At 71.8% G+C, this 18,175-nt stretch carries 17 protein-coding genes; 10 read left to right on the forward strand and 7 right to left on the reverse strand.

All coding sequences use genetic code 11. The features are described 5' to 3' along the window. Window positions 1-71: 71 nt before the first annotated feature. A complete protein-coding gene (locus ABEB03_RS11655) occupies window positions 72-2,462 on the reverse strand; it encodes a M4 family metallopeptidase (RefSeq protein ID WP_345645853.1) in 2,391 nt (796 codons plus the stop codon). 276 nt (window positions 2,463-2,738) lie between these two features. On the opposite strand from ABEB03_RS11655, the gene ABEB03_RS11660 reads away from it, so the two are divergent. Next, on the forward strand, window positions 2,739-3,347 hold the full coding sequence (locus ABEB03_RS11660) for a hypothetical protein (protein WP_345645855.1): 609 nt from the start codon (window positions 2,739-2,741) through the stop codon (window positions 3,345-3,347). A gap of 418 nt (window positions 3,348-3,765) precedes the next feature. Here ABEB03_RS11660 and ABEB03_RS11665 read toward each other — a convergent pair whose 3' ends face one another. Next, window positions 3,766-4,614, reverse strand: coding sequence for an SMP-30/gluconolactonase/LRE family protein (locus ABEB03_RS11665; protein WP_345645858.1), 849 nt, complete (start codon window positions 4,612-4,614; stop codon window positions 3,766-3,768). A gap of 147 nt (window positions 4,615-4,761) precedes the next feature. Here ABEB03_RS11665 and ABEB03_RS11670 point away from each other — a divergent pair, with 147 nt between their 5' ends. After that, window positions 4,762-5,319, forward strand: a complete 558-nt coding sequence (locus ABEB03_RS11670; RefSeq protein ID WP_345645863.1) for a GNAT family N-acetyltransferase — start codon at window positions 4,762-4,764, stop codon at window positions 5,317-5,319. Here the strand turns inward: ABEB03_RS11670 and ABEB03_RS11675 are convergent. Further along, window positions 5,280-5,519 (reverse strand): DUF6296 family protein, encoded by a 240-nt coding sequence (locus tag ABEB03_RS11675; protein ID WP_345645868.1) that lies wholly within the window; start codon window positions 5,517-5,519, stop codon window positions 5,280-5,282. The two genes, ABEB03_RS11670 and ABEB03_RS11675, sit on opposite strands and share 40 nt — an antisense overlap. A 212-nt stretch (window positions 5,520-5,731) precedes the next feature. On the opposite strand from ABEB03_RS11675, the gene ABEB03_RS11680 reads away from it, so the two are divergent. Continuing rightward, complete coding sequence (locus ABEB03_RS11680) at window positions 5,732-8,461, forward strand: SpoIIE family protein phosphatase (RefSeq protein ID WP_345645872.1); 2,730 nt, start codon at window positions 5,732-5,734, stop codon at window positions 8,459-8,461. A 42-nt stretch (window positions 8,462-8,503) separates the two neighbouring features. Here the strand turns inward: ABEB03_RS11680 and ABEB03_RS11685 are convergent, their stop codons facing one another. From ABEB03_RS11685 to ABEB03_RS11695, 3 genes are read right to left on the reverse strand one after another with little or no spacing between them, the layout of a single operon-like run. Continuing rightward, window positions 8,504-9,367 carry an ABC transporter permease gene (locus ABEB03_RS11685; RefSeq protein WP_345645876.1) on the reverse strand — a complete coding sequence of 288 codons (864 nt, stop codon included), beginning with the start codon at window positions 9,365-9,367 and terminating at the stop codon, window positions 8,504-8,506. Next, window positions 9,327-10,298 carry an ABC transporter ATP-binding protein gene (locus tag ABEB03_RS11690; protein WP_345645879.1) on the reverse strand — a complete coding sequence of 324 codons (972 nt, stop codon included), beginning with the start codon at window positions 10,296-10,298 and terminating at the stop codon, window positions 9,327-9,329. Before ABEB03_RS11690 ends, ABEB03_RS11685 begins: the two co-directional genes overlap by 41 nt. Further along, the gene (locus tag ABEB03_RS11695; protein WP_345645882.1) at window positions 10,295-10,750 is read right to left on the reverse strand and encodes a MarR family winged helix-turn-helix transcriptional regulator; all 456 of its coding nucleotides are present in this window, start codon (window positions 10,748-10,750) and stop codon (window positions 10,295-10,297) included. Before ABEB03_RS11695 ends, ABEB03_RS11690 begins: the two co-directional genes overlap by 4 nt. Window positions 10,751-10,961: 211 nt before the next feature. Between ABEB03_RS11695 and ABEB03_RS11700 the strand changes: the two genes are divergently transcribed. After that, entirely contained in the window at window positions 10,962-11,318 is a 357-nt protein-coding gene (locus tag ABEB03_RS11700) for an STAS domain-containing protein (protein WP_345645885.1), read from the forward strand. 212 nt (window positions 11,319-11,530) lie between these two features. Here the strand turns inward: ABEB03_RS11700 and ABEB03_RS11705 are convergent, their stop codons facing one another. Further along, window positions 11,531-11,962 carry a MarR family transcriptional regulator gene (locus tag ABEB03_RS11705; RefSeq protein ID WP_345645888.1) on the reverse strand — a complete coding sequence of 144 codons (432 nt, stop codon included), beginning with the start codon at window positions 11,960-11,962 and terminating at the stop codon, window positions 11,531-11,533. 197 nt (window positions 11,963-12,159) lie between these two features. Between ABEB03_RS11705 and ABEB03_RS11710 the strand changes: the two genes are divergently transcribed. From ABEB03_RS11710 to ABEB03_RS11735, 6 genes are all read left to right on the forward strand, one after another. After that, on the forward strand, window positions 12,160-13,383 hold the full coding sequence (locus tag ABEB03_RS11710; protein WP_345645891.1) for a PP2C family protein-serine/threonine phosphatase: 1,224 nt from the start codon (window positions 12,160-12,162) through the stop codon (window positions 13,381-13,383). A 133-nt stretch (window positions 13,384-13,516) separates the two neighbouring features. Continuing rightward, window positions 13,517-14,416, forward strand: a complete 900-nt coding sequence (locus ABEB03_RS11715; RefSeq protein ID WP_345645894.1) for an STAS domain-containing protein — start codon at window positions 13,517-13,519, stop codon at window positions 14,414-14,416. Continuing rightward, the gene (locus tag ABEB03_RS11720) at window positions 14,413-14,832 is read left to right on the forward strand and encodes an STAS domain-containing protein (RefSeq protein WP_345645897.1); all 420 of its coding nucleotides are present in this window, start codon (window positions 14,413-14,415) and stop codon (window positions 14,830-14,832) included. Before ABEB03_RS11715 ends, ABEB03_RS11720 begins: the two co-directional genes overlap by 4 nt. A 47-nt stretch (window positions 14,833-14,879) precedes the next feature. Then, window positions 14,880-15,275, forward strand: a complete 396-nt coding sequence (locus ABEB03_RS11725; protein ID WP_345646002.1) for an anti-sigma regulatory factor — start codon at window positions 14,880-14,882, stop codon at window positions 15,273-15,275. Continuing rightward, window positions 15,272-16,345, forward strand: coding sequence for an ATP-binding SpoIIE family protein phosphatase (locus ABEB03_RS11730; RefSeq protein ID WP_345645901.1), 1,074 nt, complete (start codon window positions 15,272-15,274; stop codon window positions 16,343-16,345). The genes ABEB03_RS11725 and ABEB03_RS11730 overlap by 4 nt, the downstream gene beginning before the upstream one ends. After that, the gene (locus tag ABEB03_RS11735) at window positions 16,342-18,111 is read left to right on the forward strand and encodes a PP2C family protein-serine/threonine phosphatase (protein ID WP_345645904.1); all 1,770 of its coding nucleotides are present in this window, start codon (window positions 16,342-16,344) and stop codon (window positions 18,109-18,111) included. Before ABEB03_RS11730 ends, ABEB03_RS11735 begins: the two co-directional genes overlap by 4 nt. The last annotated feature ends 64 nt before the right edge of the window (window positions 18,112-18,175 follow it).

Here is an 18,175-nt window from a genome sequence, read left to right on the forward strand (position 1 = left end):
AGCCGCGGCGTGGGCCGTCCTCACGGAGGACCCACGCCGCGGCGGACGCGCGGTGGTTCAGGCCGTGCCGGTCAGCTGGTCGTCAGGGCGGTGTCGTCGACGACGAAGCTGGTCTGCAGGGAGGAGTCCTCGACACCGCTGAACTTCAGCGTGACGGTGGAGCCGGCGAGCGAGGACAGGTCGAAGGTCTTCAGGGAGTACCCCGAGGCCTTGTTGAGGTTGGAGTAGGTCGCCAGCGTCTTCGACCCGGCAGTGACCGTCAGCTTGTCGTACTGGGTGCTGGTCGTGGTCTCCGCGGAGTCGATGTGCAGGTAGAAGGTGAGCGTGGCCTTGCAGCCGCTCGGGATGGTCACCGACTGGGACAGCGTGTCGGTGTTGGTGGTGCCGTAGCCGTCCAGCCAGGCCTTGTAGGAACCGCCGTGCGCCGCCTGGCTGCTGGAGTTGGTGATGACGCCGCTGGTCGCGGTCCAGGTGGTGTTGCCGGACTCGAAGCCGGGGTTGCCGAGCAGCTGCGTCGAGGTGCAGGTGCCGCCGCCCGAGGAGCTGACGGTCCAGGTGAAGGACGCGGTGCCGGTGGCGCCCGTGCTGTCGGTCACCGTGACGGTCGTGCTGTACGTGCCCGCCGTGGTGGGAGTGCCGGAGATGACGCCGGTGGAGCTGTTGATGGACAGCCCGGTGGGCAGACCGGACGCGGCGTACGACAGTGCGCCACTGTTGGTGCTGCTGGCCGAGATCTGCAGGCTCACCGCGGTTCCGACGGTGGCGGACTGGCTGCCCGGGTTGGTGACCGTCACGCCCGAGGACGGCGGTGTGATGTGGCTGCCCACGTTGATGCCCGCGAAGGCGTTGCCCACACCGGCGTACTGGGTGGAGTTGGTGCCGTACAGCGCGGCGGCGGCGTTGAGCGCCGCGGTCCGGGCGCCCGCGTAGTTGGTGCTGGACGTCATGTACGTCGTCAGCGCCTTGTACCAGATCTGCAGCGCCGCGGCCCGGCCGATGCCCGTGACGGCGACACCGTCGGACGTCGGCGAGTTGTAGGTGACGCCGTTGATGACCTTGGTGCCACTGCCCTCGGAGAGCAGGTAGAACATGTGGTTCGCCGGGCCCGAGGAGTAGTGCACGTCGAGGTTGCCGACACCGGAGTACCAGCTGTCGGCGGAGCCGCCGTCCTTGCTGGGCTTGTCCATGTAGCGCAGCGGGGTGCCGTCGCCGTTGATGTCGATCTTCTCGCCGATGAGGTAGTCACCGACGTCGCTGCTGTTGTTGGAGTAGAACTCCACGCCGGTGCCGAAGATGTCGGAGGTCGCCTCGTTCAGGCCGCCGGACTCGCCGGAGTACTCCAGGCCCGCGGTGTTGGAGGTGACGCCGTGGCTCATCTCGTGGCCGGCCACGTCGAGCGAGGTGAGGGCGTGGGTGCCGCCCGATCCGTCGCCGTAGGTCATGCAGAAGCAGTCGTCGTCCCAGAAGGCGTTCACGTACGCCGTGCTGTAGTGGACCCGTGAGTAGGCCGCGACCCCGTCGTTCTTGATGCCGCTGCGGCCGAAGGTGTTCTTGTAGAAGTCCCAGGTCATCTGGGCGCCGTAGGCGGCGTCGGCTCCGGCGGTCTGGGTGTTGGAGCCGGACCCGGTGCCCCAGGTGTCGTCGGCGTCCGTCATGAGCGTGCCGGTGCCGGAGGTGCCGTTGTTGAGGCTGTACGTCTTGTGCCCGCCACGCGTGCCGTCGGTCAGCTGGTACGTCGACCCGGACAGGGTGGTGTTCAGGGTCACCGTGCCGCTGTACTGCGTGTTGCCGGTGCCGGTCTGGACGCCCTCGTAGCGGTGGAGCTCCTTGCCGGTGGTGGCGTCGGTCACGACGTGCAGTTTGCTCGGAGTGCCGTCGTCCTGGAAGCCGCTGACGACGGTCTCCCAGGCGAGCCGCGGGGTGCCGGTGCCGGCCCAGATCACCTTGCGGGCGCTGTCGGCGGCGGGCTTGTGCGCGTCGAGGGCCTTGGCGGCCTTCAGCGCCTTGCCGGCGGCGGCCGACTTGGTGACCTTCGCCGTGGTGGAGGCGACCTTGATGGCGCGCTTGTTGTTGAAGGTGGTGCTCACCGTGCCGGAGGCCAGGGAGGCGGGCGGGGTGTGGACGACGAGGTCGCCGCCCAGCACCGGCAGGCCGGCGTAGGTGCGTTCGTAGCGGGTGTGGAGGGTGCCGTCCTTGTCCTTGACGACGTCCTTGACGACCAGTTTCTCCTTGGCGCCGAGGCCGAGGGAGTCGGCGGTCGCCGCGGTCCGCTGCGTTGCGTTCTTCAACAGCGCGGTGTGCTGGGCCGGGGTGAGTGCGGCTTCCAGTGCCCCGGTGCGCAGGGGGCTGGTGTGGGGGGCGGGCTTGGCGGCTGCCGGGACCGTCTGTATGCCGACGGCCAGGAAAGCGGCGGTGGCCACCAGGGCTCCGGCCGCGGTCGCCTGACGGGGGATACGTCTCACTCGTACTCCTACTGCTTCGGCCGCGTAGGGGCGGCCGCTGACAGCCCGGGCAGACGGGGTTGTGCTGTCCGGGACGAGCTGAGCTGGGGCGTGCGGGAACGCGACCGTGGGCAGACCGGGTGAGGCCTGCGCGACAGGTGGGGGAAGGATTGCATCATTGACCGATGCATGACATGGTCGTGCGGTCGATCGAGGGGCGATCGAGGGTTATCCCTACACCCAGCCCCTGAGGGACCCTCTCTCCGCCATCGCCCGGCGGGGCAGGACGCCCTCGCGATGGCCGACAATCGGCACATGGACGTCCTCGAACTGCTCGAATCCGCGGCACTGTTGGTGCCCGAGGACCGGGCGTCCGGGAACGACGTCACGGCCAGCGACGTCTGGGAGTACCTCGCGGCCGACGATTGGGAGCTCGCCCTCGGTCTGCTGGAGGAGCTCACGGACACCGGGCCGCTTCCCGTGCCGTTCTGGGAATCGCTCGCCGCTGCCGCCGAAGGGCTGCGGATGGAGCGGAGCGCCGCCTGGTGCCACTGGCGGTGCTCCGAGCTCCGCAACGGCGTGGTGCTGGCCGATCTGACGCTGCGTCCGGCCGCGGAGGCGCCACGCACCGGGCCCGTCCCCGGCGCGGGCGTGCTCCGTCCGATGTGGGACCTCGGCGAGCGGACCGCCGACGGCGAGCCGGCGGTCCGCATCGCCGGGATGTGGGTGGAGCGCACTGACTTCCTGGAACCGGGCGGACAGGGCCGGGTCCGGCTCGTGCCGCTGGTGCCGTCAGGCTGGCTGCACGTCGAGCCAGGTCAGGAGATCACGATGTACGAGACCCGGGTCGCGGCCGGGACCGCGGTCGTCGTGGATGTCCGTCCTCCCGTCGGGCTGGGTGGCTGACCCGCGGGGGCGACTCCGCACGGCGGACAGCGCATCGGCGCGCAGCGCCGGGGGGAGGCGACTCCCTCTCGGCGGACAGAGCTGCGACACGCGGTCTCACCGAGGACGACTCCCCGCAGCCGACAGCGCATTGGCGCCCGGCCCTACCGAGGACGACTCCCCACGACTGACAGGGCTTCGGCGCGCAGCCCCACGGAGGACGACTCCCCACAGCCGACGGCGCATCGGCGCCCGGCCCAAAGGAAGGTGACTCCCCACGACAGGCAGGGCTTCGGCGCGCAGCCCCCACCGAGGACGACGGCCCGCGCAGCCCCCTCGCTGCCCGTCGCACCCCTGGCGCGGCGCCCGCAGGCATGCGACGGTCGGGCGCGAGAGGCTGCCTGGAAGCGCGCCGCCCACCCGGCGTAACCCGCCAGGCTCACGGCCGGCCCGCCCCCGGCACCTCGACCTCGACGGTCAGTACCTGGCCGCTTCCGGGCGTGACCATCTCGGACTCCGTCATTCCCCGCCATTCCGCGGCCACGACGAACAGGGTCGTGCCGTCCGGCCCGCCCAGCACGCAGGCGAAGCCACCGCGGTCGAGGTCGACGCGGTCCAGCACCTTGCCGCCCTCCGCGACGCGCACGCAGCAGCGGTTCGGCACGTCGGCGTACCAGACCGCCCGCTGCGCGTCGACGCAGATGCCGTCCGGGGTGCCGTCGCCGAGGTCGGTCAGGACGCGCCGTCCGGACAAGCCACCGTCCGGGGCGATGTCGAAGGCCAGCAGGCAGTGCCGGTACGAGTCCGCGACGACGAGCGTGGCGTCGTCGGGCGTCACCGCCATCCCGTTGGGGAACGCGATGTCGTCGGCGACCCTGCGTACCGAGCCGTCCGGGGCGACCGCCGAGACCCAGCCCGGCCTGAAGGCCTCCCCCGCCGTCGGGGCGAAGTCCGCGCGGTTCACATAGGCGGTGCCGCGCCCGTCGATCACGATGTCGTTCCAGCCGGACCTGCCCAGTTCCGCGTACGTGGTCAGCGAGCCGTCGGCCTCGCGGCGCAGCAGCCGCCCGTCCGGCGAGGAGACGATCACCATCCGGCCGTCGGGATGCCAGGCGGTGCACAGCGGCAGCGACGCCACACGGGCGAAGACCTCGCAGTGCCCCGCCAGGTCGACGCGGACCACCTCTCCCGCCGTCCAGTCCGAGAAGTAGAGCCGGTCACCGTGCCAGCGCGGCGATTCGAGAAGTCCTCGCCCGTCGAGCAGCGTCCGTACCTCACGCATCCTCATCACAGCCCTCGTCCGGCACCGGCACGGCGCCGGCGTCTCACCCTCTGGACGAACGCGCACCGGCGGAATCGACAGGTTCCCGCCGCGTGGAGCCGGCCGGCACAAATCCGGTCGCCCGGCGAGACCCCCGCTGCCTAGCATGACCGGATGCCCGAACTCGAACGCCTCCGCCCCGAACACGCCCCGGCTCTCCTGGAGTTCGAGCGGGAGAACAGGACGTATTTCGCCGCGTCGATCCCCGACCGCGGCGACGCGTACTTCGCCCGCTTCGACGCACGCCACGCCGAGCTGCTCGCCGCGCAGGCGGCGGGCCTGCACATCTACCACCTGATCGTGGGTGACGGCGGTGAGGTCCTGGGGCGGGTCAACCTGGTCGACGTGGCGGACGGTTCGGCCGAACTGGGATACCGCATCGCCGAGCGCGCGGCCGGGCGGGGCCTGGCGACGGCCGCCGTGCACGCCGTCTGCTCCCTGGCCGTCGCGGAGTACGGTCTGCGCGAGCTGCGGGCCAGAACCACCGTCGACAACGCCGGTTCACGGACCGTCCTCGCCCGTACGGGATTCGTGTCCGTCGGCGACGTCGAGTTGAGCGGTCGCCCCGGGATTCGTTACGTGCGAAAGCTTCGGGACACCGACGCCTCGGCGCCCCGAAGCCTCCGGCAGGTTCAGGGAATCGGTTCGGCGGACGGGTTGAGCGGCGACTGATAGGCGCCGCTCGCCAGCATGCGCACCTCACCCGCCGGGGTGATCTCGGCACGGAGTATGCCTGTGGGATCGCTGTACACCGGGTGGCCACCCGGCCCGAGACTCTCGGTCCGCTCGACGACCACCTCGTCGGTCACGACACTGGCACCGCCCGATCCCGGATGGGTGAAGGACAGCCGGAAACGGTCCGGGTTCTTCATGACGACCTCCCGCGCTCAAGCCACAAATGCGGGCAAAAACTTCCTCCTCCATCATGCGGCCAGATCCTCGTGAAGGCAGCCCCGCCCCGGCGGCAACAGCAGTTCCGCCTCTGCGGCGGAAGGCCGGGCCCGTTGCGCGGGCCGGTATCGGCGGCCCCGCACGTTGTGTGACGCCTCTCGCCTCCGGGCGCCGGGCAGTGTAGACATAGCACATGGTCGGACTATTGGGTCGAACCCGGGCTCAGTCGACCCGCCGCGCCACCACACCGCTCCCTCGGCGTGGGTCGAACGAGGGCAAGGACCGCGGCGCGTCCGCCGGGCCCCGGTCGGCACTCAGTGTGCGCAGTGTCGCCGGACAGGTGTTCGTCCTTCAGGTCGTGATCGTGCTGCTGCTGGTGGTGTCGGCAGTGGTGGCCCTGGTGCTTCAGGTGCGGCACGACAGTACCCAGGAGGCCCGCAACCGCTCCCTCGCGGTGGCCGAGACGTTCGCCAACGCTCCCGGCACCCGGGCGGCGCTGAGCTCTCCCGACCCCACCGCCATCCTCCAGCCGAGCGCGGAGGCGGCCCGCAAGGCCTCGAACGTGGACTTCATCGTCGTGATGAACACCGACGGCATCCGCTACACCCACCCCAAGCCCGACCGGATCGGCAAGAAGTTCGTCGGCACCATCGCCCCGGCGGTGGCCGGCAGGTCGGTCGTCGAGGAGGTCAACGGCACCATCGGTCCGCTGGTGCAGGCGACGGTGCCCGTCGAGGACCCAGGCGGCAAGGTCGTGGGCCTGGTGTCGGCCGGCATCACCACGGCGAACGTGGGCGGCGTGGCCGACCGGCAGCTGCCGATCGTCCTGACCTCCGCCGGTGTCGCACTCGCCCTGGCCACCGCGGGCACCGCACTCGTGAGCCGGCGGCTGCTGCGCCAGACCCGCGGCCTGGGCCCGTACGAGATGACCCGGATGTACGAGCACCACGACGCGGTGCTGCACGCCGTCCGGGAGGGAGTGATCATCGTCAGCGGCGACGGACGGCTCGTGCTCGCCAACGACGAGGCCAACCGGCTGCTCGACCTGCCCGACGACGCCGAGGGCCGGCACGTGCTCGACCTGGGCCTCGACGCGGACACCGCGGACCTGCTCGCGTCGGGGCAGATCGTCACCGACGAGGTGCACCTGGTCGGCGACCGGCTGCTCGCCGTCAACCAGCGGCCCACGGACCTCCAGGGCGGCCCGCCGGGCAGCGTCGCGACCCTGCGCGACTCGACGGAACTGCGCGCGCTGTCCGGACGGGCGGAGGTGGCACGCGAGCGCCTGAAACTGCTGTACGACGCCGGAGTGGGCATCGGCACGAGCCTGGACGTGCGACGGACCGCCGAGGAGCTCGCCGAGGTGGCCGTCCCGCGCTTCGCCGACTTCGTGACCGTGGACCTCGCCGAGGCCGTCCTGAACGGGCAGGAGCCGGACCCCGTCAACGGGCTGCGTCGCACGGCGTCGGGCGGGATCCGCGGGGACGCGCCGCTGTATCCCGTGGGCCACCACATCGGCTTCGTGGCCTCCTCCCCCCAGGCCCACAGCCTGCGCACCGGGCAGGCGGTCATCGAACCCGCCCTTGGTGACGCCCCCGGGTGGCTCGCGCAGGACCTCCAGCGCACCGCGCGGGTCGTGGACTTCGGAATCCACTCGCTGATCGCCGTACCCCTGCGCGTCGGCCCGCTGATGATGGGCGTGGTCAACTTCTGGCGCTCGGAGAAGCCCGAACCCTTCGACTCGGAGGACCTGGCCCTCGCCGAGGAGCTGGTCGCACGGGCTGCGGTCTCCATCGACAACGCGCGCCGCTACACCCGCGAGCACACGATGGCGGTCACGCTCCAGCGCAGCCTGCTGCCGCGCAACCTGCCCGAGCAGAACGCGCTCGACATCGCCTACCGCTACCTTCCCGCCCAGGCCGGGGTGGGCGGGGACTGGTTCGACGTGCTGCCGCTGCCCGGCGCCCGGGTCGCGGTCGTGGTGGGCGACGTGGTCGGCCACGGGCTGCTGGCCGCGGCGACGATGGGGCGCCTGCGGACCGCGGTCCACAACTTCTCCGCCCTGGATCTGCCCCCGGACGAGCTCCTCGGGCTCCTGGACGAGCTGGTCGGCCGGATCGACCAGGACGAGCTGTCCGAGGAGGGCAGGTCCGCCGTCACCGGAGCCACCTGCCTGTACGCCATCTACGACCCGACGTCCCGGCGGTGCACGGTGGCGCGGGCCGGGCACCCGCCGCCGGCGGTGGTGCGCCCGGACGGCAGTGTGGAGTTCCCGGACGTGCCGGCCGGTCCGCCGCTCGGCCTCGGCGGCCTGCCGTTCGAGACGGCCGAGCTCGACCTGGAGGAGGGCAGCCGGCTGGTCCTGTACACGGACGGCCTCGTCGAGGACCGGGAACGGGACATCGACGAGGGCCTGGGACTGCTGCGCAGCGCCCTGGCCGGTGCCGACCGCTCGCCCGAGGAGACCTGCCGCGCCGTGCTCCACGCCCTGCTGCCCGCCCGGCCGAGCGACGACATCGCGCTGATCGTCGCCCGGACCCACGCCCTGGGCGAGGACCGGATCGCCGACTGGCAGGTCCCCTCGGACCCGGCGGCCGTCGGCGAGGTGCGCGCCTCGGTGACGCGCCGGCTGGCGGAGTGGGGGCTGGAGGAGATGGTGTTCACCACCGAGCTCGTCCTCAGCGAGCTGGTCACCAACGCGATCCGCTACAGCGACGGGCCGATCCGGGTCCGTGTGCTGCTCGACCGCACGCTGATCTGCGAGGTCTCCGACGGGAGCAGCACCTCACCCCATCTGCGTTACGCGGCGTCCATGGACGAGGGCGGACGCGGCCTGTTCCTGGTCGCGCAGCTCGCCGAACGCTGGGGCACCCGCTACACGCCCGACGGGAAGGTGATCTGGGCCGAGCAGCCGCTGCCGTGACCCGGCGCCGTGGCCTGCGCCGGGTACGCGGTGCGGACACGCTCAGCGGGCCAGCCGGCCGAGCAGGGACGAGGCGGACAGGATGCCGAGCGCCGCTGCCACGACCAGGACGCCGTAGTCCAGGGCGAGGTGGGCGTGCGTGCCGAGCAGCAGTCCTCGCAGGGCGTCGACCTGGTAGCTCAGCGGGTTGACCATGCTGACGGCCTGGAGCCAGCCGGGCATGACGGCGACCGGGTAGAGCGCGTTGGAGCCGAAGAACAGCGGCATCGTGATGGCCTGGCCGATGCCCATCAGGCGGTCCCGGGTGAGCACGATGCCGGCGATCGTCATGGACAGGCAGGAGAAGAAGGCCGAACCGAGGACGACGGCCACCGCGACGCCCAGCAGCCGCAGCGGGTTCCAGGTCATCGCCACCCCGAGCAGCGCGGCGATGACGACGACCACGACGGCCTGGATCAGTGCCTTCACGCCCGCGGCGAAGGCCTTGCCGGTGATCAGCGCCGAGCGCGGGGTCGGCGTGACGAGGAGTTTCGTGAGGATCCCGGCGTCCCGCTCCCAGATGATCATGATGCCGTAGAAGATCGCGATGAACATCGCGGACTGGGCGATGATGCCGGGTGCCAGGTAGTCGAGGTACGGGATGCCCCCGGTGGGTATCGCGCGGATCCGTGTGAAGGTCTCGCCGAAGATCAGCAGCCACAGAGCGGGCTGGATCGCCCGGGTGTACAGCTCGGTGCGGTCGTGGCGGAGCTTCTGCAGCTCGACGGCGCACATCGCGCCGACCCGGGCGGGCAGCACCCGCCAGCCGGTGCGGGCCCGCGGCGGGACCACGAGCAGGTCCAGCGCGCCCGTCGGCCGCACGCCGTCAGCCGACACGGGACGCGGTGCGGCGGGTGCTTCGTACATCGCTGAACTCTCCTGACCGGTCGTCGAGGCCACTGCCGGCGATGTCGCGGAAGACGTCCTCCAGCGTGGGCAGTTCACCGTTCCCGGCGGTTCCCCGTCGTTCGCCGAGGCCCGTCCTCAGCTCGTCCGGGGTGCCGAGGGCGCGGATCCGTCCGCGGTGCATCAGCGCGACCCGGTCGCAGTACTGGTCGGCCTCGTCCATGTAGTGGGTCGTCACGAGGACGGTCATTCCGGTGGCCGCCCTCACTGCGTTGATGTGCTCCCACACGTTGGTCCTGGCGATCGGGTCGAGGCCGATGGTCGGCTCGTCGAGGATCAGCAGGCGAGGCGCGCTGACCAGTGCCTGGGCGAGCTCCAGACGCCGGACCATGCCTCCGGAGTACGTCTTGGCGAGCCGGTCGGCAGCGTCGGTCAGGTCGACCGCCGCGAGTGCCTGGCCGACGCGCGCCGTGCGCTCGCGGCGGGGGACGTCGAAGACGCGGGCGAACAGGGACACGTTCTCCCGTCCCGTGAGTCCGGAGTCGGCGGAGAGCTGCTGCGGCACGTAGCCGAGCAGTCGGCGCACGGCCATGCGTTCGCCGGCGGCGTCGTGCCCGAAGACGCGGATCGTGCCGGCGGGGACGGGCAGCAGCGTGGTGATGCAGCGGATGGCGGTCGTCTTGCCGGCGCCGTTGGGGCCGAGGAGGCCGAACACCTCGCCGTCGCGGACGGAGAGTTCGAGTCCGTCGACCGCGGTGGTCTCGCCGAAGGTGTGGACGAGTCCGGTGCAGGTGACGGCGTACCCGTCCGCCTCGGGCGGCTCCGGAGCCGCCCGGCCGGAAGTCTCCGGCCGGCCCTCGGCCGCCGTGGGGCCGCCTGCTCCGTCCGGCGCGTGGGAGCCGTGGTCGGCCCGTCGGGCGGGGTCTCCCCCGTCGGTGCTGTACCGCCTCATGTCTCCTCGGCCTCCTCGTGCAGGTTCGCCGCCAGCTTGCGCAGCGCCGGAATGGCCGCCTCCAGGGCCGCGCGGTCGGCGTCGTCCAGGCGGTCCACCTGACGGCGTACGAGTGCCGACCGGCGCTCGCGCCAGTCACGCAGCCGGGCTTCGGCCGCCGGTGTGGGCAGCAGGCGCGCGGCCCGCCGGTCGGCCGGGTCCGTCCCGCGGTGCAGATAGCCGTCCCGCACCAGCCGGTTGACCAGCGTCGAGACGGAGTTGCCCGCGAGATGGAGCTCCTTGGCCGCTTCCGACACACCGATGCCGGGACGGGCGACGACCAGCCGCAGCAGTTCGACCTCGGCGCCGCGCAGTCGCGGAGCGGTCGTGCCGCCGCGCAGCCGCCGCCGGATGAGGCGCTGCACCCCGGCCAGGGTGTCGGCGAGTGTGTCGGGAAAGGTCTCTGGCTCCACGTTCCGACGATAGCTCTGTGACAGAGGCATTTCGGGAAAGGGAGGGTCAAGAGCAGGCAACCCTTCAAAACCCGCCCGTGCGCGAAAGATCCGGGTGTGCACCGCATTTCCAGGGGTACCCGTGGACGTGCTCACCGGCGTCCCGCACGCCGGAAGGATTCCGACGGGTCAGTGTCCATTGGAGGGAACCGTGCCGGCCGAACCAGCTCCCGTGTCCATCGACGTGACACTGCCCCGGGAGGGCATCGCCCTGGTCACCGTCGAGGGGGACCTGGACGTCGAGACCGCCCCCGAACTCCGTCATCATCTGTCCGGCCAGGTCCGTGCCGGGCGCCGGCACCTGCTGATCGACCTGGCCGCGGTCCCGTTCATGGACTCGTCCGGCATCAACGCCATACTCAAGGCCCTGGAGGAGACCCGGCTGGCGGGCGGGAGCATACGCCTCGTCTCGCCCGCGCCGGCCGTCCGGCGCGTCCTCGACCTGACCGGCGTCAACCTGGCGATCGCGTCCTCGGACAGCGTGGACGACGCACTGGCTCTCGTGACCGAGGACGCCACACCCCGCTAGCACCACCGGCTCCGCCGGCAACGGCGAACCGGCACCCTCGCGGGATCAATAGTTGTCATTTGACAACTGTAGCCGTGAGGCAACAAAGTGATCGACGTCGAAATGCGGAAAGGACCTGAACCATTGCAGTGGGTGAACTCGGCTGCCCACTCGGGACATCAGCCGCGCAGGGACCGGGACACGCCGGCGCCCGCCTGCCGCGAACGTGCCGGTCAGGCCGTACGGACGTCCATCGTGTCGTCCTCGTGCAGCTGCGCCGCCGCGGCCGCGCAGAAGGCCTCCAGCCCCTCCACGAGCGCCTTCCGCTTGGCCGCGGGCATCTGCGCCAGCACGGCCTCCAGGGCCTGCTCGCGACGTGTCCGCAGCTCCTCGAGGAACGAGGTGCCCCGAGGGCTGAGGAAGAGGCGCAGCTCACGGCGGCTGGTGGAGCTGGGCCTCCGGTCGACGTATCCCACCGCCTGGAGCCGGTCGCAGAGCCTGCTCGTCGAGGGCGGAGTGGAGCCGAGCGCGTCGGCGAGCGTCCGCAGATTGATTCCCTCGTTGTGCTCCAGGATGAACAGCACGCGCAGCTGGGAAGCCGAGACAGGGGCCGTCGAGGCGCGCCCCCAGAGAATCTCCAGCAGCTCGGCCGCCTCTGAGGTCACACGAGCCACCTCGCCGGGCTGCGGACGCGGGCCGGAGGAAGTCACCGTCTCACTCTCCCAGTCTTCGTACGCGCTGTCAGCCTGCAAAGGCTCCCACACGACCAAACAATAGACAGCGGTACCCATCAGCGACCGAACCGCTCCCCAGGAGCGTGGACCAGGCATCGTACTAGTCGAAGAATGGCATATCCGACATCGTGAACAGATTCGTGGCCGCGGAGCGGGCATTGCGCACGGCGGCACCCCACCAGTTGCTGGACGCGGTCCGTGCCGTGCTGTGTCGTCATTACGCGGCCGAGTCCGTCGAACTCTTCATGGCCGACTACGGACTCACCGTGCTCCAGCCCGTCTCCGTCCTGCCGCACACGCTCGAACCCGTGGGGGTGCACAGCAGCCCGCAGGGCCGGGCCTTCGGCGCCCAGGAGACCTTCGTCGAACCGCACAGCGGCGACCGCCGTCAGGTGCACCTCCCGGTGACGGTGCGCGGCGACCGGCTGGGCGTCCTGTCCGTCATGCTGCCCGTGAACGCATGCGACACCGAAGCGCTGGCGGAGCTCGCCGACATCGCGGAAGTCCTGGCTCACGAGGTGCTCGTGGCCGAACGGGACACCGACCTGTACCTCCAGGCGCGCCGCAAGGACCGGCTGACGCTGGCGGCCGAGATGCAGTGGCAACTGCTCCCGGGGCGTTCCTGCTCGCGGCCCGAGTACGAACTCGGCGCCCAATTGGAGCCCGCGTACGCGATCTTCGGCGACAACTTCGACTGGTCGTCCAGCGCCGACCGTCTGCTGCTCTACATCACCAACGGGATGGGCGAGGGCATCGAGGCCTCGCTGCTGACCAATCTGGGCATCAACGCGCTGCGCAACGCCCGGCGCGCGGGCATCCCCCTCCACGACCAGGCGGCCCTCGCCGACCAGGCGATCTACGCCCAGTACCGTGGCTCCTCGTACCTGTCGGTCCTCATGCTCGACTTCGACCTGTCCACGGGACGCATGCGGGTCATCGACGCGGGCTCGCCCCAGATGGTGCGACTGCGCGGCAGGACCGTCGAGCGGGTCGACTTCGAGGCGCAGCTGCCGCTCGGCATGTTCGAGGAGACCGACTACATCGTGCAGGAGTTCGAGGTGGAACCCGGCGACCGACTGCTGTTCGTCAGTGACGGCGTGTACGCGGTCACCGGGCCGGGCGGCGAGAAGTACGGGGAGAACGCGCTGGCCAAGGCGATCATCTCCACGAGACTGCTGCCCGCCACCGAGGTGCCGCGCGCCGTCCTGCGCGAGCTGTCGGGGCACCGCGGCAGACCCAAGCCGGAGGACGACGCCCTGGTGGTGTGCCTGGACTGGCACGGTCGCCCGCCGGCCGGGGAAGCGGGCCCGGAGGACGACCCCGGGCGGGACACCGGAACCCCCTCCCCCTGAAGATGATCTGCACGAGCCGAGCGGGTGTCGTCCGCGCGCAGGCCGTGGCTACAGTTGTCGCACGACAAGAGATCACGCCGCGGCAGTCGTCCCGGCACCGGCAGGCGTACACACACCCGAAGGAGACGAGCAGGTGGCGGACCACGAGGCAGCGGGAGAGCGGAATTCGTCGGCACAGGAGGTGGGGGAGTTCCTGCGTCGCCGGCGCGAGCAGATCGCCCAGCGCTGGGCCGACGAGACGCTGTTCCGCACCGTCTTCACGATGTCCCGGGACGAGGCCGTGGAGGCCTGCCGGGCCGTGGTGGAGGCGCTGGCCGAGGTGGCCGTGGCGGACCAGGTCGAGAACCTGGGTGCGGCGGGCTTCATCGCCGTGCGCGACCAGCTCGGACGCATGGTGGCGTCGCGCACCCGCACGGGAGCCGGTTCCACCCAGATCGCCGACGAGGTGGCCGCGCTGCGGACGCCCGTCGCCGAACTGCTGCGCTCCGAACTCGACGGCTCGCCCTCCGGCCGGGCCGAGGAGTGTTCGGTCACCCTCACCTCCCTGATGGGAACCCTGCGGCTGGTCGTCCTGGAGACGGCACTCACCGCGGGGCAGGAACTCATCGACCGGCAGCGCCTCCAGCTGCTGGAGGTGGCCACCCCCGTCATCAAACTCTGGGACGGCGTCGTCGCCGTCCCGCTGATCGGCACCCTCGACAGCGCACGCAGCCAGGTCGTGATGGAGAGCCTGCTCGACGCCGTCGTCAGCCAGCAGGCCCGGTTCGCCATCCTGGACATCACCGGGGTGCCGACCGTGGACTCCCTCGTCGCCCAGCACCTGATGAAGACCGTGGCGGCAGCCCGCCTCATGGGGGCCGAGTGCATCGTGTCGGGCATCCGCCCCGCCATCGCCCAGACCATCGTCCACCTCGGCATCGACCTCGGATCGGTGATCACCCGGGCCAGCCTCGCCGATGCCCTCGCGTACGCGCTGCACGAGCAGGGCAGCGTGGTCGTGGACAGGAACCGCACCGGTACGAGCGCGCGATGACCGGCCCGATCCACGGCTCCCCGGGCACCCATGTGCCCGTGCTCAAACTCGGCAGCATCCTGCTGGTCACGCTCCAGGGCGAGTTGCACGACCGCGCCGCCGAACAGCTGCAGCACGACATCGGCAAGGCCATCGCGGCCAGTTCCGTCACCGGCGTCGTCATCGACATCTCCGGCGTCGAGATCGTCGACTCGTTCCTGGGCCGTGTGTTCGCGGAGATCGCGGCCCAGGCGAAACTGCTCGCGGCGCAGACGGTCGTCGCGGGCATGCGGCCCGCCGTCGCCATCACCCTGGTCGAGCTGGGCCTCACCCTGCCCGGTCTGCGCACCGCGCTCGATGCCCAGCAGGCCATGCTGATGCTCGACCCGGCGTCCACGCCCGTCCCCCACAGTCCAGTACGCCGGGAGAGCCCGTGACGGAAACTTCCGGCTCCGTCACCGCCTGCCTGCCGATCCACTCGGACATGGATCTCGCGTGGGTGCGCCAGCACGTACGCCACGCGGCGGCCCAGCTCGGATTCGGCCTCGTCGAGCAGACGAAGCTGGTCACCGCGGCGAGCGAACTCGCCCGCAACACCCTGGTGCACGGCGGAGGAGGCCAGGTCGAGTCCACCGCCCTGACGAGCGGGATCTCTCGGGGCCTGCGTCTGACGTTCAGGGACGAGGGGCCCGGCATCTCCGACGTCCCGCGGGCGCTCAGCGACGGATACACCTCCGGCGGGGGCCTCGGGCTGGGACTGGGCGGAGCCCGCCGCCTGGTCCACGAGTTCTCCATCGACAGCCGTCCCGGCGAGGGCACCGCCGTCACGGTGATCTGCTGGGTCGGCGGTCCGCCCCACCCGCGCCAGGAGGGCCGATGACGCGTGTGTGGGACGTCCCCGTCCACGACTCCACCCGGATCCGCGACGTCCGGGTGGCCGCCGAGGCCGCGTCCGGCCATGCCGGGCTCGACCAGGGCCGCACGGCCGTGGCCGCGCTCGTCGCCACGGAACTCGCCACCAACCTGCTCAAGCACGCGGGCGGCGGTCAGATCCTGATCGACACCCCGGTGGCCGACCTCTCGGTCTCCGGCGACGAGCAGGGACCCGGGCTCCAGATCGTGGCGCTCGACCACGGACCGGGCATGGCCGACCTCGCGGCGGCGCTGCGCGACGGGTATTCGACGACGGCCTCGCTGGGCGCCGGACTCGGCACCTGCCGTCGTATCGCCGACGACTTCGGCGTGCACACGGTGCCGGGGCAGGGCACGGTGGCGGTGGCCCGCGTCCACGCGGCCCGCGGGGAGCAGCAGCCCGGACGTGCCGCCGCGGCGGGCTCGCCGGTGCGGGCGGGCGGCGTCAACATCCCGCTGCGGGCGGCCGAGCACTCCGGCGACGCCTGGGCCTGCATACGCTCCGGCGACTTCGTGACCCTGCTGCTGGCCGACGGACTCGGCCACGGCCCGGCCGCCGCGGAAGCCTCCGACGCGGCCGTACGACTCCTGCGCCGGGGTGCGCACCTGCCACCGTCGGACCTGCTCGGGGAGTTGCACGGCGCGCTGCGCGACACCCGGGGAGCGGCGATCGCGGTGGCCCGGCTCGATCTCGCCGCCGGACAGCTGGACTTCGCCGGCATCGGCAACGTCGGCGCCCGGCTGGGCGCCGACGGCACCTGGCGGCCGCTGCTGTCGCACCCCGGAATCGTGGGCGCCCATCGTCCTGCCCGGCTGCCCGGCTCCCGGACTCCCTGGACCTCCGACAGCGTGCTCGTCCTGCACAGCGACGGTCTGCCCAGCCGCTGGGCTCCCCCACCCGTCGCCGCCCTCGCCTCCCTGGACCCCGCCGTGGCGGCAGCCGTGATCGTGCGCGATTCGAGCAGTGCGGCCCGCCCCGTGCGGGACGACACCACCGTGGCCGTGCTGAACCCCACCCCACTGGACCCTCAGACATGACGCAGACCTGGCAGATCACCACGGTCGGCGACGCGGCCCGGGCCCGCGTCGCCGCGGCCCGGCTCGCCGCCGCCCACGGCGTCTCCCCCCTCGACCGCACGCGCCTCGTCACCGCGCTCGGCGCGCAGCTGCGCCAGTGCCTCGTCAAGGGCGGCAGTTGGCAGTTGACGCTGCGGACCACGGCGCCCACGGCCGGGGAGCGCGGCGGGCAGCTCACGGCCGCCGTCCGTCAGCAGGAGGCGAACGGCTCGGCGGACAAACCGGGTTGGCAGACCTCGGTCGGTCTCCCGGACGACGGCGGCGGCGCGATCCCGGCACAACTGCCCGGCGGCCGCGCGGTCCTGGCCGATGCCCTGCTCAGCGCCGACGAGGACACCTCACTGGTCCTGGACAAGCTCGCCGAGCAGGAGGAACTGGTCGCCTTCCACCGGGAGGAACTGCACCAGACCAACCAGGGCGTCCTGGCGCTGCACGCGGAACTCGACGCGGCCGGGCGGGTGCAGCGCGAGCTGTTCACCGCCGAACGCGAGGCCCGCACGGAAGCGGAGAGCGCCCGGCACAGACTGACGTTCCTCGCCGACGCCAGCGCGGACCTCACCGCCTCGCTCAACCACGAGGAGATCCTGCACCGCCTGCCGGCACTCCTGGTCCCCGCCTACGCCCAGAGCGCCGACGTGTGGCTCTTCACCGAGGAGAGCACGGGCCACAAGCAGGACCCCCACCCCGCGGCCGCCGTCGCCGCCGCGCGCACCGGCCGCCCCCAGTACGCCGCCGACCACCCGGGCGGTCTGCCCGGCGTGGACGACCATCCGCCCTCGGCGCTGCACCCGACGCAGGCCCTGCTGTGCATCCCGCTGCCGGCCCGCACCGCGCCCCTGGGGGTGGTGACGCTGACGTCGCCGCAGGAGCGGTGGAAGTCCGACGACGTCATCATGCTCGTCGAACTCGCCCGTCGGGCCGGCATCGCGATAGACCACGCCCAACGCTTCGAGCACAGCCGGGACATCGCGGAGACGCTGCAACGCGCCCTTCTCACCGACCTGCCGACCACCCCCGGCCTCAGCCTCGCGGCGCGCTACCTCCCGGCCACCCATGGCCTGAACATCGGCGGTGACTGGTACGACGCCTTCCGGCAGCCCGACGGGGGCCTGGTGGCGGTCATGGGCGACGTCACCGGCCACGGCCTGCACGCGGCCGTCATGATGAGCCAGTTGCGCACCGCGCTACGCGCCTACGCGGTCGCCGGAGGCACACCTGGCCGGCTGCTCACCCAACTGCACTCGTTCCTGCACCACTTGCAGCCCGACCTGTACGCGACCGCGGTCATCGCCCGCTTCCATCCCGACGAGACGACCGTCACCTGGGCCGCGGCCGGACATCCGCCGCCGGTGCTGCGCGGCCCGGACGGCCGGGTGCGGGTCCTGGACGCCAAGCCGGGCGCGATGCTGGGCATACCGCTGCACCAGGACATCCGCGACCACACGGAACACATGCCGCCGGGGTCGACGCTCGCCCTCTACACGGACGGCCTGGTGGAGCGCCGGGCCCAGGGCATCGACCCGGGCATCCGGCGCCTCGCCGACACGCTCGCGGCCCAGCGCACCTCCGACCTGGAACACCGTCTGGAGCGCGCGGCCGACCGCATCCTGGATCCGATGCTGTACGACTCGCAGCGGGACGACGACGTCTGTCTGCTCCTGTGCCACATCGGCGGGTCGTCGGTCACGGTGCCCGCCGTGGACGGGGCACGCGAGGCCTCCGCCTGATCGTGCAGGGGCCTGATCGTGCAAGGGGCTGACCGTACGAGGGACGGGCTGTACGAGGGGCGGG

Origin of the sequence: Streptomyces siamensis (assembly GCF_039543605.1) — a bacterium.
GTDB lineage: Bacteria > Actinomycetota > Actinomycetes > Streptomycetales > Streptomycetaceae > Streptomyces > Streptomyces siamensis.